Origin of the sequence: Oceanobacillus sp. FSL K6-3682 (assembly GCF_037976165.1) — a bacterium.
GTDB lineage: Bacteria > Bacillota > Bacilli > Bacillales > Amphibacillaceae > Oceanobacillus > Oceanobacillus sojae.
On sequence record NZ_CP150263.1, the window covers coordinates 1487550 to 1502811 of the forward strand.

General features: G+C 37.8%; 14 protein-coding genes. 11 read left to right on the forward strand and 3 right to left on the reverse strand.

Going from position 1 to position 15262, the window contains the following annotated elements; all coding sequences use genetic code 11:
- The first annotated feature begins 4 nt into the window (after window positions 1-4).
- From MHH51_RS07610 to accC, 7 genes are all read left to right on the forward strand, one after another.
- A complete protein-coding gene (locus MHH51_RS07610; protein WP_339285347.1) occupies window positions 5-1081 on the forward strand; it encodes a TRAP transporter substrate-binding protein in 1077 nt (358 codons plus the stop codon).
- A gap of 104 nt (window positions 1082-1185) precedes the next feature.
- Window positions 1186-1662, forward strand: coding sequence for a TRAP transporter small permease (locus tag MHH51_RS07615; protein ID WP_339285349.1), 477 nt, complete (start codon window positions 1186-1188; stop codon window positions 1660-1662).
- A gap of 42 nt (window positions 1663-1704) precedes the next feature.
- Complete coding sequence (locus MHH51_RS07620; protein ID WP_246145085.1) at window positions 1705-2979, forward strand: TRAP transporter large permease; 1275 nt, start codon at window positions 1705-1707, stop codon at window positions 2977-2979.
- Between the two features lie 156 nt (window positions 2980-3135).
- Complete coding sequence (locus tag MHH51_RS07625; protein WP_339285351.1) at window positions 3136-4353, forward strand: pyridoxal phosphate-dependent aminotransferase; 1218 nt, start codon at window positions 3136-3138, stop codon at window positions 4351-4353.
- The gene (locus MHH51_RS07630; protein ID WP_339285352.1) at window positions 4350-4790 is read left to right on the forward strand and encodes a RidA family protein; all 441 of its coding nucleotides are present in this window, start codon (window positions 4350-4352) and stop codon (window positions 4788-4790) included. Before MHH51_RS07625 ends, MHH51_RS07630 begins: the two co-directional genes overlap by 4 nt.
- 81 nt (window positions 4791-4871) lie before the next feature.
- Entirely contained in the window at window positions 4872-5354 is a 483-nt protein-coding gene (gene accB / locus MHH51_RS07635; RefSeq protein ID WP_156987327.1) for an acetyl-CoA carboxylase biotin carboxyl carrier protein, read from the forward strand.
- A gap of 13 nt (window positions 5355-5367) precedes the next feature.
- Window positions 5368-6756 carry an acetyl-CoA carboxylase biotin carboxylase subunit gene (accC, locus tag MHH51_RS07640; protein WP_339285355.1) on the forward strand — a complete coding sequence of 463 codons (1389 nt, stop codon included), beginning with the start codon at window positions 5368-5370 and terminating at the stop codon, window positions 6754-6756.
- Between the two features lie 66 nt (window positions 6757-6822).
- Here the strand turns inward: accC and MHH51_RS07645 are convergent, their stop codons facing one another.
- From MHH51_RS07645 to MHH51_RS07655, 3 genes are all read right to left on the reverse strand, one after another.
- On the reverse strand, window positions 6823-7383 hold the full coding sequence (locus MHH51_RS07645; RefSeq protein WP_147209817.1) for a biotin transporter BioY: 561 nt from the start codon (window positions 7381-7383) through the stop codon (window positions 6823-6825).
- Window positions 7384-7567: 184 nt separating this feature from the next.
- The gene (locus MHH51_RS07650) at window positions 7568-8212 is read right to left on the reverse strand and encodes an alpha/beta hydrolase (RefSeq protein WP_339285357.1); all 645 of its coding nucleotides are present in this window, start codon (window positions 8210-8212) and stop codon (window positions 7568-7570) included.
- 64 nt (window positions 8213-8276) lie between these two features.
- The gene (locus MHH51_RS07655; protein WP_339285359.1) at window positions 8277-9629 is read right to left on the reverse strand and encodes an MFS transporter; all 1353 of its coding nucleotides are present in this window, start codon (window positions 9627-9629) and stop codon (window positions 8277-8279) included.
- A gap of 287 nt (window positions 9630-9916) precedes the next feature.
- On the opposite strand from MHH51_RS07655, the gene MHH51_RS07660 reads away from it, so the two are divergent.
- The 4 genes from MHH51_RS07660 to MHH51_RS07675 all read left to right on the forward strand — a co-directional run bounded on the left by MHH51_RS07660 (window position 9917) and on the right by MHH51_RS07675 (window position 15042).
- Window positions 9917-10618 carry a response regulator transcription factor gene (locus MHH51_RS07660; RefSeq protein ID WP_339285361.1) on the forward strand — a complete coding sequence of 234 codons (702 nt, stop codon included), beginning with the start codon at window positions 9917-9919 and terminating at the stop codon, window positions 10616-10618.
- Window positions 10605-11606, forward strand: a complete 1002-nt coding sequence (locus MHH51_RS07665; RefSeq protein WP_339285363.1) for a HAMP domain-containing sensor histidine kinase — start codon at window positions 10605-10607, stop codon at window positions 11604-11606. The genes MHH51_RS07660 and MHH51_RS07665 overlap by 14 nt, the downstream gene beginning before the upstream one ends.
- A gap of 164 nt (window positions 11607-11770) precedes the next feature.
- Window positions 11771-12454 carry an ABC transporter ATP-binding protein gene (locus MHH51_RS07670; protein ID WP_147209809.1) on the forward strand — a complete coding sequence of 228 codons (684 nt, stop codon included), beginning with the start codon at window positions 11771-11773 and terminating at the stop codon, window positions 12452-12454.
- Window positions 12451-15042, forward strand: coding sequence for an FtsX-like permease family protein (locus MHH51_RS07675; RefSeq protein ID WP_339285365.1), 2592 nt, complete (start codon window positions 12451-12453; stop codon window positions 15040-15042). The genes MHH51_RS07670 and MHH51_RS07675 overlap by 4 nt, the downstream gene beginning before the upstream one ends.
- Window positions 15043-15262: the final 220 nt, after the last annotated feature.

Sequence of the window (15262 nt, forward strand, 5' to 3'; positions counted from 1 at the left end):
ATAGGTGAGAAGCTTATTGAGAAGTATAGGTCTCCTGGCAGTTCTATGTATCTTTTCTATGCTGGCTGGTTGTATTGAGTTAACGGAACCCACAATAGCGGAGGAGAGCGGACCTTCAAATGAAAGTAATTCAGAGAGTGAGGTTACCCTCAGGTTAGGCCATGTATTTGCTGAAGATGATCCAATACATAAAAGTACGGTAATGCTGGCCGATCTTGCAAAGGAATATAGTGATGGTGAGCTTCAGATAGATGTGTATTCAAATAGTCAACTAGGCGAGGAAAGAGAATTAGTGGAAGGTGTACAAATGGGAATGGTTGATATTGGACTTTCGGCTAATGCTGCTGTGACTAACTTTATTCCATCACTTGTATATTGGGATTTTCCATATCTCGTAGACAGTATTGAGCATATGGAGAGAATTGAGGATGATGAGTCAATTATGGGATCTTTGCAAGCTGATTTTGAAGATAATAATCTTGTGAATTTAGGCATACAGTATGGCGGATTCCGTCAGATAACAAACTCTGTACGACCTATTGTAACACTGGTGGATTTCAAAGGAATTAATATCAGACTTTTAGAAAGCGAAGTAATGATTTCTACCTTTGAAAACATACCTGGAACAAGAACTTCCAATATGGCATTTTCAGAATTATACTCAGGCTTGCAGCAGGGAGTTGTAAATGCTCAGGAAAATCCTTTGAATTCTATTTATAGTATGAAGTTTTTTGAAGTACAGGATTATTTGTCATTAACGAATCATTTTTTCACCACAAGATACTATCTTATGAATGCTGATAGATTTGATCAATTATCTGATAAACAACAAGAAGCACTGGTAAGAGCGACTGAGGAATCAATGGAATATCATAAAGAACAACTTTTTGCAGAGGAATCACAAATATTAGAAATATTAGAAGAGCAAGGTATGGAAATTAACGAAGTATCTGATGAATTTGTAAATGAGTTTAGAGAACAGATGAAAGAAGCAGTATACCCGCGATTTTACAATGTTGTTGGAAATGGCGACGAGGCAGAAGGGGAAGAGCTTATAGAGAAAATTGAAGAATTAAGATAAGAATCTGGAAAAGAGTTTATTAATCATTTTGCTTCCACGGGAAGCATGGTTCCCGGTAATATTAGCTGCGAAAGTGAATAAAGTCTAAGAAATAGGGTGAGGTCATGGAGCGAATTGAATCTATATTTAAATATATTGCAGTGTTTTTAATGGGTATCATTATTGTAACTGTCACATTACAAATTGTTGCGCGGGAAATAATCTATTTTCCTGTCAGCTGGACTCAGGAAGTGGCTAAATATTCCTTTATATGGATGAGTTTAATTGGAGCAGCACTTGGCATTAAGAATTTTTCTCATGTAAGTATTGATGCATTTGTTAGTAAATTACCACTAAAACTCCAAAAAATTATTCAATATTTTGTAGAGATCAGTATTATTTTATTTATGGCTGTTTTATTAGTTCAAAGCATTAAATTCCGTGTATCTGCTGCAGGGCAGACATCTCCAGTCTTAGGAGTACCCATGAGTGCTGTATACGTAGCCTTAATCGTATTTTCTATTCTATCTATATTTTTTGCCTTTGAAAAAATTATAAAAATAAAAAGAGGAATCATAAATTTTGAAGAACAAGATAAATAGAATAAATGTCTCTTGGAGCTACTTTAAAGGAGGTACAAAACAGTGATAGCAATACTTATGATTACATTTATCGTGTTAATATTTTTGAATATTCCAATAGCATTTGCTTTAGCCATAGCCTGTTTATTAGCATTACTAACTGATCCAGTACTGCCATTGACTCTTATTCCGCAGCGGGTTTTTAACGGCTTAGATTCCTTTCCTCTGCTGGCGATCCCTTTCTTCATTCTGGCGGGTGCTATTATGGACAAAGGCGGTGTATCTGCAAAAATTATTAATTTAGCTAATGTATTAGTAGGCCATATCCGGGGAGGATTAGCAATGATTACGATCGTTGCTTCGATGATATTTTCTTCCATGACCGGATCATCTACAGCTGCAACTGCAGCTATTGGTAAAATTGTAGTACCTTCAATGAACGAAAAAGGATATTCTAAAGGGTTTTCTGCTGCATTAGTAGCTGCTTCCGGATCACTGGGCTCGGTTATACCGCCAAGTATTACTCTGATTATTTTTGGAGTTGTCGGCGGGGCTTCTATTGGTAAATTACTGATCGGCGGAATTTTACCTGGTATTATTTTAGGAATTATGTTAATGCTGGTCAGTTATATTATCGCATTGGTTATGAAGTATCCATCTGAAGAAAGGCAATCTATTAAAGACCTTGGGCGGTCATTCGTTGATGCAATTTTAGCATTATTCATGCCTGTAATTATGCTGGGAGGTATTTTGCTTGGTATTTTTACAGCAACGGAATCTGCTGTAGTAGCCATTATATATGGATTAATCCTGGGTATGTTTGTTTATAAAAAGATACGTATAAAGGATCTGCCGAATATTTTTTATGAGACCATATTAATTTCTTCTATGGTTGTACTGATTATTGGAATTGCAGATTTATTTGGCTGGCTGGTTACTTCCCAACAGCTTCCACAATTAATAGCTGGTTTAATCACTTCTATCACAACGAATCCATATCTGATTTTGTTCTTGATCTTGTTGTTATTGCTGTTTGTAGGATTATTTATGGAAGCGAGTGCTGCAATTATTATTTTGACGCCTGTACTGCTGCCTATAACTAATTCAATGGGAGTAGATCCAATTCATCTGGGGGTAGTAATGATTTCTGCATTAGCAATCGGAGTGGTCACACCACCAATGGGAGTTAATCTTTTTGTAGCAAGTGCAATTACAAATTTAAATGTCAGTGTCGTGATAAAACATATTTGGCCATTTGTGCTGGCCATGATTGTTGGTTTGATAATTATCGCATACTTTCCATTTTTCACTACCTGGCTGCCATCTCTAATTGATTAAATACATTATAATCCCTGGACAGTACATGATGCATTTCAACAATTGCAAAATGTGCTGTCGGCAGTAAAAGAGGATTTGTAAGGAAATGAGCAGGGGAAATTAAAATAGAAAGTCAGAAAGATTTCATTACAAACTTAAACGGGAGAGGGTGCTTGTATGGATTCTGTGGAAAAGAAATTTTTAAAGCTTGGTGCTGAGAATGCACCAGGTCAGGAAGGAAGGCAGAATAATGATGCAATGAACCTGGTGGGTGATAGGATACCGGGAAGATCAGTTGATTTTTCCCATGGCGACGTCGATGCTTTCCAACCAATTCCAGGCTCTTTAGATAATTTTGTAGAAGGTGTTCAAGTTGGCGGTAAACAGGCATATACGGAATATCGGGGCAGCAAAGAAATTCGTGAAATAACGGCCGGAAAACTTGCTGCATTCACTGGCTCAAAACAAATTGATCCTGAAAAGAATCTAATTATTACTCCAGGTACACAAGGAGCTCTTTTTTTAGCAATGGGTTCTGTTATTAGCCGGAATGACAAGGTTGCTATTGTAGCACCTGATTATTTTGCCAACAGAAAATTAGTAGAATTTTTTGAAGGAGAAGTCGTTTATATAGAAATGGATTACTTTCATTCTGTTTCAGGTGCTGGATTAAATCTGGAAAAGCTGGAGGAAGCCTTTAAAGCAGGTGTGAAGCTCTTTTTATTTTCGAATCCAAATAATCCGGTGGGGGTAATTTATTCCCCGGATGAAATTAGAGAAATTGTTGAGCTTGCGCAGGCTTATGATGTGCAGATTATCGTTGACGAGCTATATTCACGACAGGTTTTTGAAGGTCATAGCTACACGCATTTAGCAGCACAGAATATTTTAAATCCTGAAAACCTGATTACTATTATGGGCCCTTCAAAAACAGAATCCTTAAGCGGATATAGGCTGGGTGTAGCATTCGGTTCATCTGAAATTATTAACCGCATGGAAAAACTGCAGGCTATCGTATCGTTGAGAGCAGGAGGCTACAATCAGGCCGTATTGAAAACCTGGTTTCATGAGCCGGAGGGGTGGATGGCCCAAAGAATTGCGCAGCATCAAGCTATCCGTGATGATTTAGTTACAAAGCTGCGTTCGATTCAAGGTTTTAAAGTAAGATCAACAGAAGCGGGCAGCTATTTATTTCCTAAAGTGCCGGAATTAACTGTTACGATAGAGGAATTTGTAAAGATTCTCCGTATTCAGGCAAATGTTATTGTAACTCCGGGAACTGAATTTGGTCCAGAGTTTACCGATAGCTTTCGTATGAACTTTTCACAGGATCATTCAGCTGCTGTAGAGGCTATAGATCGTATTGGAAAAGTAGTGAAGGGGTATCGAAAATGATTCATTCTGAAGAAAATGTCTCCCCTATTCCGCAGGGACAATATATCCCTGCTTCACGTTTTGGAGATTTGATATTCACATCCGGTATGACACCAAGACGCAAAGGCATTTTGATTCAAACTGGAAAAGTCAGTTCAGAAGAGCCTCTGCATATTTATAAGAAAGCAGTCAGACTTGCAGTTTCAAATGCATTGAATGCCGCTAATAATATAATTAATGAAGACGAAAAATTAAATCAAATATTAGCGTTAAACGTCTACGTTAATGCGCAAGAAAGCTTTCAAGCACATTCGGACTTAGCTGATTTTGCTTCAGAATATCTTTATGAACAGCTGGGGCAGAATGTTATTGGGAGCAGAGCAGCAATAGGAGTTGCATCATTGCCTGGTAATGCACCAATAGAAATCCAAATCACCGCTGCTTGTACTAAATACTGAACGACCTGTATTTTCTCTATCAGTATATGCTGAAAAAGAGATATTTTATTGTAAACTGGATGATAAGGAAGTGAAAAAAAAATGCTGAAAATACAAGAAATAAGTGAACTTATTAAGTCAATAGACCAGTCCTCCATCAGTGAATTTACCTTTCAAGCAAATGGAACGACGATATCCATGAAAAAAAATAGCAACACCACCAACACAGAACTGCAGAATCAAGCAGTAGCAGTGCATGAGCATGCATCAGTAAAAGAAGAGCAGGAGCGGACTGCATCAGACGCATCAGCGAAAATAGAAGATGTTAAAGATACAGCTGACTATGATTATGAAATCCTATCTCCTATTGTAGGAACACTTTATATGTCACCATCACCAGACAGTGATCCTTATGTTTCTGAAGGCAGTGAGGTAAAAAAGTATACAGTGGTCTGTATTGTGGAAGCAATGAAGCTATTTAATGAGGTAGAAGCAGAAGTTACAGGGGAAATAATAGAAATATTAGCTGAAGATGGTGAAATGGTTGAATATGGTCAGCCATTATTTAGAGTAAAGGTAAAGTGAGGGGATGGAGCAAGTGATACAAAAACTGTTAATTGCTAACAGGGGAGAAATAGCTGTACGAATAATTCGTGCGTGTAAGGAGATAGGAATTGAGACTGTCGCAGTTTATTCCAAAGCGGATGAAGACGCATTGCATGTTCAACTGGCGGATGAAGCATATTGCATCGGACCGGCATCGAGTAAAGACAGTTATCTTAATTTCACGAACATCATGAGTGCAGCAGCACTTTCAAAGGTTCAGGCAATCCATCCGGGCTACGGGTTTTTGGCTGAGAATGCTGATTTTGCGGAGATTTGCAGGGAGTGTAATCTTATATTTATTGGCCCCTCGCCGGAGGCTATTCAAAAAATGGGAATAAAAGATGTTGCCAAAGAGACGATGAAGGAAGCTGGAGTTCCTATAGTGCCAGGCTCAGATGGAATTATAGAAAGTGAAGAAGAAGCAAAGGAAATAGCTGAAAAAATTGGTTATCCAGTTATCATAAAAGCAACTGCCGGTGGCGGAGGAAAAGGTATTCGGATTGTGAGGACAGCTGATGAACTGGTTAAAGGTATCCGCATTACGCAAAAAGAGGCTGAAACAGCATTTGGAAATCCCGGGGTGTATCTTGAAAAATATATTGAGGATTTCCGGCATATAGAGATTCAGATATTAGCGGATAACTATGGCAGTGTTGTTCATTTGGGAGAAAGAGATTGCACCATCCAAAGAAGACTTCAAAAGCTGATTGAAGAATCCCCTTCACCTGCAATCACTCCGGATATACGGAAGAAGATGGGAGAGGTTTCTGTTCAGGCTGCAAAGGCAGTAGACTATACAGGTGCCGGAACAATTGAATATATTTTTGATAGAAAAAGTAAAGCATTTTACTTCATGGAAATGAATACAAGGATTCAGGTAGAGCATCCAGTTACAGAAATGGTAACCGGTGTAGATTTAATCAAAGAACAAATTAAAATCGCAAACAATGAGGAAATTTCCTTCGAGCAGGATGATATTAAATTTGAGGGCTGGTCAATCGAGTGCAGAATCAATGCAGAGCATCCCTTTAAAAATTTTATGCCTTCAGCAGGTGAAATAGAAATGTACCTGGCTCCAGGAGGATTAGGTGTAAGAGTTGATTCAGCTGTGTATTCCGGCTATCGGATACTACCTTATTATGATCCTATGATTGCTAAATTAATTACATATGGGTCCAGTCGTGAAGAGGCAATTCATCGTATGAGACGGGCGCTGGATGAATTTTTAATTGATGGGATCCATCATACAATCCAATTTCATCGTCTAATTATGGAGCATGATGTTTTTATAGCAGGTGATTATAATACGGACTTTTTGGAGGAGCATCCGATACCTGAAAAAAAACAGCAAATGGATGATTCGGCCAGAATAGTTAAATGACAGCGAAGCAGCTTGAATCTAATTCAGGCTGCTTCTTCTACACGCTGATCTGTCAGATTAACCAACCTAATACGTATTTCGCTTTTTACTGTCAATCAAAGGATACACCCGATTTAATTTTATAATAACAGCACTTGCTATAAGAGCTTTTAAAAGATCCCCCGGCAAAAACACCAAGGCTGAAATGGCAGTCGGCCCCCAAGGAAGATTAGATAAAATAGATAAATAGGTAACGCCAATAATATTAATGACGATGACTCCGCCAAGGGTTGTGATCAATACGAGCTTCCAATAGGTCAGGCTGCGGATACTTTTTTCTGTTAGATAACCAATAAGCCATGCTGCAATCGGATATGATAGAATATATCCTCCTGTTGGTCCAATAAGCACACCTAAGCCGCCGCGTCCGCCAGTTAATAATGGTGCACCAACCGCAACGAGAAAAACGAAAAGTAATATACTGAGTCCGCCCCGCTTTGCTCCTAATATACCGCCAGCAAGCATGATGCCAAGTGTCTGTGCTACGATTGGTACAGGAATAAAGGGAACTGGAATAGGAGGGAAAATAGCTAAAACTCCCATAATTGCTGCGAATAGTGACATAAACATCATATCTTTTAACTTCAATGTACTTCCCTCTTTCTTTATGTAATATTAATAGAATAAGTGAATGAATACTTGTTTGTCAACCTATATTATTTTAGGGTGACAAATTAAGTTTATTTTGGTGAAGCATCGTTACATTAACCAAAGAAAGAGTTCAAATCATATGCGATTTGAACTCATGAAATTACCTTTCTCATTTATTTTGCTACTTACAGCAAATAGTTTCTTGAAGTTTTTCTATTATCTTTGATAATGCTGCGATGGAGTGATTCGCATCAAAGGTATCAACATCTAAAGAATGATTTGCATTTGGAACAACGTCAAGCTTAAAGTTTGTTTTCATTAACTGGCTAATCTGTATCGAATTATAGTGATGGTCTTTGTCGCCGATAACGAGAAGACCTTGATGCTGACTATTCAAGATGGAATCAAAAATCGCATCAAATTTTAGCAGAGGAGTAAGCAGTATCATTTTTGATGTTAAGGATTCCTCATTCTTCATTATGTTGTTAGCAATTGGAATGGTTCCAAGTGATTTACCTAAAAAGATTGTTTCTGTATACTGATTATTTTTTAGGACATCAGAAATAACAGGTCGAATATCTTCCATCATTATTTCTGTTATTTCTATAAGCGGCTTTTTTAATAAATCATTTCCATAGGCGTAGTGAACATGAATAATATCAATATTATTTTGCAGCATTGCCATGGTGGCATAGTAAAATAAAGGCTTATCATAATTATAATCTGACCCGGAAAACATAAAACAAATAGCGTTGGAGCCTGTTTCAATATGTGTATAATACATCATGTGATTACTGAATTGAATCTCTTTTTTACTTAATTTCATAAAGCATTTCTCCCCATTTTTTATAAGAACACCATATGGTCCATGGAAAATCAACGTTCAGAAATCAATAGCTTTTCATCTTCATTTTACCAGGCAGCTTCAAAGCCAAAGCAAGTACAATGACACAGAAAACAAAACAAATAATCGCGACCAGATGTAAATGCTGATCATCTAAATGACGGTTAAATGTCAGCCCAAGTAAACTGGAAGATAAAATCGAACCTAAATACCTGCTAGTCTGAAATAGACCGGATGCTGAACCTGTTTCTTCCGGTTTTACATGTTCATAAAGTGCTGTTTGCATAGAAATATTATTGAAGCCGTTACTCATTCCAAGCACGGCCATAATGACGAGCAGCCATAACAATGGAGATGTTTCATGATATGTTAACAGGAGACCTGTACCAACTAAGAGCAGTGCTGCTCCTATAACCATTGGCAACTTGGAGCCATATTTATCAATGATACGGCCCGCAAGTGGAGAAACAATTACACCGAAGCCTGCCAGTGCTAACATAATCAAGCCGGTGTGCTGTTCACTATAGTTACGAACCTGCTGCAGAAATGTAGGAAATCCAAAAAAGTAGCAATAATAAATCAGGTTAATACTCATAAATTGCACATAAATCAATGAAACGGTATGATTTTTCGTTAATCCTTTCATATCAATAAAAGGCTCCGCCTGTTTTATTTCATATAGATAAAATACGGTTCCTGCAGCTATAAACATGAATAATGCCCACCAACGAACATTTTGATCCAGTGACAGCAAAAATAGTATGATACCCACGATTGCTGTGATAAATAGGCCTATTCCAATAAAATCAATTCGTTTTATCTCAAATTTTCCTTGCCCTGTATTTGGCAAAACAAATAAAGCCAATACAAAGGACAATATAATAAATGGGAAGTTAATAAGAAAAATGGAATGCCAATCCCATGATGCAATCAGAAAACCGCCAATGGAGGGTCCAAACGCTGCTGAGGTTGAAGCAAAAACTGATAATACAGCCAGTGCTTTACCTTGTCCTTTTGTAATGTGCGTCCTGACCATGCTCATCCCGCTGGGAAATAATGTTGAACTGCCAATTGCCTGCAGTGCACGACAGGCTAAAAGTGAAAGGAAATTCGGCGAAAACGGCGCCAGCACAGAAGCCGCAGCTACGAGAATTAATCCTGCTATAAATAATTTTTTCGGACCAAACATATCACTTAATTTTCCCATTACAGGCTGGCCGGCCGCACTTGCCAGATAGAATATAGAAATAAGCCAGCTGGCATCGGCAAATGTTAATGTGAATTCATGCTGCATTCTTGTTAATGCCACTGAAATCATTGAAGAATTCAATGGGTTAAGTAATGTTCCCAGCCCGATTGTTATAATGAACAGCCAGGGCTTTTGTATTTTTTCAGTCATTCTAATCACCTAAAATAGTATGTAGTTAAATTTAAATAATATCTTTATCATAGGCGAATTTAGAAAAAATAAAAAGTTATTTGTTTATTAAAGCAAACAAGAGCAACACTTTGCTGGAAACAGGATAGATTCTTTTAAATGGAGAATAAGCCAATAATAATTTCCTGAAAATTTTAGAAGAAAAAGTGAAAAAGGCATTTTTATTCTATAAATTTTTGTAATTCATTTGTATAATGACTAATAGATATCAGTTAACAAGCAGTAAACTGAGAAATAGGAGGACAGCTATGAAATTACTCATTGTAGAGGATGATAAAACGATTGCTTCCGGCTTGGAGTATTCCTTAAATCAAGAGGGATACGAGGTTTTTGTGTGCCATCAGGTGCAAGAAGCGGAGAAAATAATCAATACAGACATAAACAGCATTTCCTTATGCTTATTTGATTTATCACTGCCTGATGGAAGCGGCTATGATTTATGCCGGCTTGTAAAAGAAAATGCAGATGTCCCAGTTATTTTTCTCACAGTTATCGATGATGAGGTAAATGTAGTGATGGGATTGGATATGGGGGCAGATGATTATATTACGAAGCCATTTCGTATCCGTGAGTTAAGCTCACGGATTAAAACCGTGCTCAGACGTTATCAAAAGAATGGTACAAAGGAAAAAGATTCTATCCAAATTGATTCGTTAGTAGTATTACCGTTAGAGGGAAAAGTATATAAGGCGGATGCTGAACTTGCTCTAACAGCACTGGAATATCGGCTGTTAATGATTTTTATCAACCATCGCGGACAGATTCTTTCACGGGAGCAGCTTTTAGAAATGATATGGGATGCGGCCGGTGAGTTTGTTAACGATAATACACTTACAGTCTATATTAAACGGCTCCGAAAGAAAATAGAGGATAATCCGCAAAGACCGGCGTTAATAGAAACAGTCAGAGGACTGGGATACAGGATGGCAGCAGAAGATGTTAAGAAATAAAGAAATAAGTGTCTTTCTCACTTCAACTATATTGATTCTGGGAATCGGTATTCTATCAGGTTTTATGCATTCACCAGTAACTGCTTTATTTATTGCTATTGTCGGCGGCAGCCTGGCCATTTGCTATATCGTATGGATGGTTTGGCGTTACCGGAAAATCATTCAACTGTCTAGTTATTTACGAAAAATCATGGCAGGAGATACGACACTGGATGTCCGCGATAACAGAGAGGGCGACCTGAGTATATTAAAAAATGAAATCTATAAAATGACAAGGATGTTATCTGAACAGCAGGAAGGATTGCAGAAGGATAAAGAAAAGCTGACGGATGCGATTTCAGATATTTCCCATCAGATAAAAACACCGCTCACCTCGATGACGGTGATGGCTGATTTATTAAGCGAGCCGAATTTGGATATGAAAAAACGGCAGGAATTTACATACCATATCCGTAAGCAATTGGAGCGGATGGAGTGGCTTGTTTCTTCCTTATTAAAGCTTTCCAAAATGGATGCCGGGACTGTTTTATTCAGTAAGGAAAAAGTGGAAGTGCCCCAGCTGGTAAAAGAAGCTGCTGCACCAATGGAAATACCTCTTGAATTGAAAGAAATAAAGCTGAAGATAGAAGGAGCTCAGAAAACTACCTTTATGGGTGATAAAAACTGGACGAAAGAAGCTTGTATTAATATTTTAAAGAATGCAATTGAACACACACCAAATGGTGGAGAAATTACTATTTCTTATGAAGAGAATGCTATTTTTACAGAAATCAGAATCAGGGACAATGGGCCGGGAATTGAAAAACATGAGCTCTCACATATATTCAAACGTTTTTATAAGGGAAGTCATGCAGCAGAGGGAAGTGTTGGTATTGGACTTGCTATGGCTTATTCAATTGTTACTAACCAGAAGGGAGATATTGAAGTCCTTAGTAAGCCGGGGGAAGGAACCGTCTTTATTTTGAAATTTTATAAGCGGGTCGTCTAAAAGAAGGTTCAAAAAACTCGCAATTGATAAGCGAACGAGATTTAGCAGCTTTTGGAACACGTGTTTTAAAATAAAGTGACAATATTGTCACTATCATTGTCACTGTTCCGTCATTTTAGACAATTAAAGTAGTAGTTAATAGAAAGTAACAAGGAGGAAACGGAATGGAATTAATGCGGATTGAAAATTTGTCTAAGGTGTACGGGAAAGGTGACACAGCAGTAAAGGCATTGGATAATGTATCTTTTTCTGTGGAACAGGGGGAGTTTGTAGCGATTATTGGACCTTCTGGTTCAGGGAAATCAACCCTGCTTCATTTGCTGGGAGGAGTTGATAAGCCAACAAGTGGAAAGGTGTTTATCGAGAAGACTGATATTTATGGATTAAATGAAACGCAGCTGGCTATCTTTCGGAGGAGGCAAATAGGGTTGATTTATCAATTCTACAATCTCCTGCCGATTTTAACAGTAGAAGAAAATATTAATCTGCCGATGTTATTAGACGCACATAAAGTAAATCAAAAGCATTTCAAGGAAATTGTGGACATACTTGGACTGCAAAAGCGTCTGGATTATTTGCCGAATCAATTATCCGGCGGACAGCAGCAGCGGGTTTCCATTGGTCGAGCGCTGATCAGCAATCCATCTATTATTCTTGCTGATGAACCTACAGGAAATCTGGACAGCAAAAACAGTAAGGAAATCATTGATTTGTTAAAGCTGTTTAATAAAACATACAATCAGACATTGGTGGTTATTACACACGATGACCGGATTGCTTTACAAGCGGACCGTGTCATTCAGGTAGAGGACGGAGCGATTGCCAAGGACGAGGTGATTCGTCCATGAATATTGTCAACAAAGTAACCCTGAGACATCTTAAGCAGAATAAACGCAGGACGCTCGTTACAATTTTTGGCGTTATTATTTCTGTAGCGATGATTACAGCTGTTGCGTCTTTAGGAGTCTCTTTTATCGATATGCAGCAGCGGGATGCCATCTCCTATAACGGTGATTGGCATTATGCTGTGGAGGATGTGGATAAAGAGCAAATAAAAGCCATTCAGGCAGATGATAATACAGATGCTATAGGGCTTGTAGAGGAATTGGGATTTGCTCCTTTAAACGACCAATTGACGAAAAGATACCTCTATGTCCGTGCGATGGATGAAACAGCAATAGAGCAAATGCAAGTGAAGCTGAAAGAGGGAAAGCTTCCAACAAATGAGAATGAGGTTGCTATTTCTGAGGAATTAAAGGGAGAAGATTTCCCCTATCAGATCGGAGATACGATTGAGCTGGACATTGGTGAGAGGTATGCGTTGAATGAGGAGGAAAATCGACCATTAGTTCAGGATGAATCCATCTATGAAGGTGAAGATGGCATTGAGGAGGAGTTACGCAATCAGGAAAAACAGGACTTTAAAATTGTCGGTGAAATAGAAACACCTCTTTGGGATAATCCTTGGTCGGCAGGGTATACTGTACTGTCGTATACAGATGGATTATCCTCGTCAGAGATTGATGGTGCATATGTTAATGTAAAGAAATTACGTCATTCACTATTTGATGATTTAGAGAAATTACGGGAAGATTTAGATATTAATGCTGAAAATATGGGGACAAATACTCCACTATTAGATACGTATTTAATCTCCGTAAATAGCGGTATGGTAGCAACATTATCGGGACTGCTTACGGTAATCATTGTGATTATTATGGTTGGATCGATTGTGTTAATTTATAATGCCTTTGCCATATCTGTATCTGAACGTTCCCGATATTTAGGAATGCTCTCCAGTGTCGGGGCAACGAAAAGGCAAAAACGGAACTCCGTGTTATTTGAAGGGCTGGTTATTGGCCTGATTAGTATCCCTGTTGGAATTGGGGCAGGACTATTAGGAATTGGCGTTACATTGCATTTTATTAGTGAAATGCTGTTAAGCGCAGGCTTTAATTCAGAAATTCGTCTCGTTGTAACTCCCGCTATATTTATTATAGCTGTTGCAGTATCCTTACTTACCATTATGATTTCTGCATGGATACCTGCTGTCCGGGCATCTAAAATTACTGCGATAGATGCAATCCGTCAGGCGAAGGATGTTAAGCTTACCAAGAAGAAAATCAAAACAAATCGTTTTGTCCAGAAGCTGTTTGGCTATGAAGCAGAGATTGCCTTAAAGAATTTAAAAAGAAATAAAAAGCGCTACCATGTTACTGTATTTTCTTTAATGATTAGTATTATCTTATTTTTATCGGTCGGTTTTTTCACAAATACGCTGACCAAGTCCTATGAATTACAGTCGGATGAACAGAATTATGATATTTCTATTCGAGAATACTACTCTAATGATAATAATTTGGCTGATATATACCCTGCAATAGAAACGATGGAGGATGTAGAGGAAAGCATCATGTATCAGAATATGAGATTCTCTGCCGTTATACCTGAAGAGATTGCAGGAGATACGTTAGAAGGCCTGGATGATGACTCAATTGAGATGTATGAAGAAGGAACGGGCTATACTTTAGAACTAATAGGTCTCTCATCAGAAGACTGGGGTGATTATCTTCGTGAAAATAATATTCCAGCAGCATCTGATGAGCAGCAGCCGGCTGTTTTAGTTAACACCGTAAATTATATGGACCATAATAATAAATATGTGGAAACAGAGATGTTGAATGTTCATGAAGGTGATAAACTGCCTTTTCGTCAGGAATACTATATTGAGGAAAAGGATGACTGGGAACTTTCGGATTCTGAAGAGCTTGAGCTGATAGGTCTTACAGATAATTTTCCAATGGGAAATTTTTATACTTCACCCAATACATTGTCTGTCATTGTTAATGAACAAACGTTTAATGAACTGACGGAAAATTTGCCTGATAGTTATGATAGAAGCTGGGAAGTATATGTAACTTCAGATGATCCTTACGGGGTAGAGGAAGCTATTGAAGAGCTTGAACCTGGAAGCAGCTTGGAAATAAGTAATATATATGCCTTTCAACAGCAGGATAAACAAATCACTTTAGCCTTATCCGTCTTTATTTATGGATTTATTACGCTAATCACTTTAATTTCCATTGCTAATATTTTTAACACCGTTTCAACCAGTGTAGCACTAAGAAAAAGAGAATTTGCGACAATGAAATCCATTGGTATGACGCCAAAGGCTTTTCGTAAAATGATTCGGTTTGAAAGTCTGTTTTACGGAATCAAGTCGTTAATCTACGGACTGCCAATCAGTTTTGTGGTGATGTACTGGATTCATTTACAAACAAGGAGTGCTTTTGAATATCGTTTTCAAATACCTTGGGTTTATATCGGAATTGTCATTCTGGCGGTCTTTATCATTGTCGGAGCTGCCATGCTTTATTCGACCTCTAAATTGAAGAAGGATAATATTGTTGAGACGTTGAGGCAGGAGAATATTTAAATGAATAAGGAGCTATCTTAGATGGGATGATCTGGGGTAGCTCACTGATGACTTGGCTATTTGCACATAAGATATTAGAAAAAACGCTTTTGAGATTGGATAATGCATAAAATGTCTAAAGAGAAAAGAACTGTATTTATTAAATAACCAGAACTTTGTGGTGGAATAGATACAGTTTTTTATGCATTTATTAAAGAAAAGAAAAATTTGGATAATTTTC

What these genes read in the sequence shown, in the direction of transcription:
- MHH51_RS07615 (WP_339285349.1), top strand. Translation starts at nt 1,186, where the DNA reads ATGGAGCGAATTGAATCTATATTTAAATATATTGCAGTGTTTTTAATG.
- MHH51_RS07625 (WP_339285351.1), top strand. Translation starts at nt 3,136, where the DNA reads ATGGATTCTGTGGAAAAGAAATTTTTAAAGCTTGGTGCTGAGAATGCA.
- MHH51_RS07630 (WP_339285352.1), top strand. Translation starts at nt 4,350, where the DNA reads ATGATTCATTCTGAAGAAAATGTCTCCCCTATTCCGCAGGGACAATAT.
- accB (WP_156987327.1), top strand. Translation starts at nt 4,872, where the DNA reads ATGCTGAAAATACAAGAAATAAGTGAACTTATTAAGTCAATAGACCAG.
- MHH51_RS07650 (WP_339285357.1), bottom strand. Translation starts at nt 8,212, where the DNA reads ATGAAATTAAGTAAAAAAGAGATTCAATTCAGTAATCACATGATGTAT.
- MHH51_RS07655 (WP_339285359.1), bottom strand. Translation starts at nt 9,629, where the DNA reads ATGACTGAAAAAATACAAAAGCCCTGGCTGTTCATTATAACAATCGGG.
- MHH51_RS07660 (WP_339285361.1), top strand. Translation starts at nt 9,917, where the DNA reads ATGAAATTACTCATTGTAGAGGATGATAAAACGATTGCTTCCGGCTTG.
- MHH51_RS07665 (WP_339285363.1), top strand. Translation starts at nt 10,605, where the DNA reads ATGTTAAGAAATAAAGAAATAAGTGTCTTTCTCACTTCAACTATATTG.
- MHH51_RS07670 (WP_147209809.1), top strand. Translation starts at nt 11,771, where the DNA reads ATGGAATTAATGCGGATTGAAAATTTGTCTAAGGTGTACGGGAAAGGT.
- MHH51_RS07675 (WP_339285365.1), top strand. Translation starts at nt 12,451, where the DNA reads ATGAATATTGTCAACAAAGTAACCCTGAGACATCTTAAGCAGAATAAA.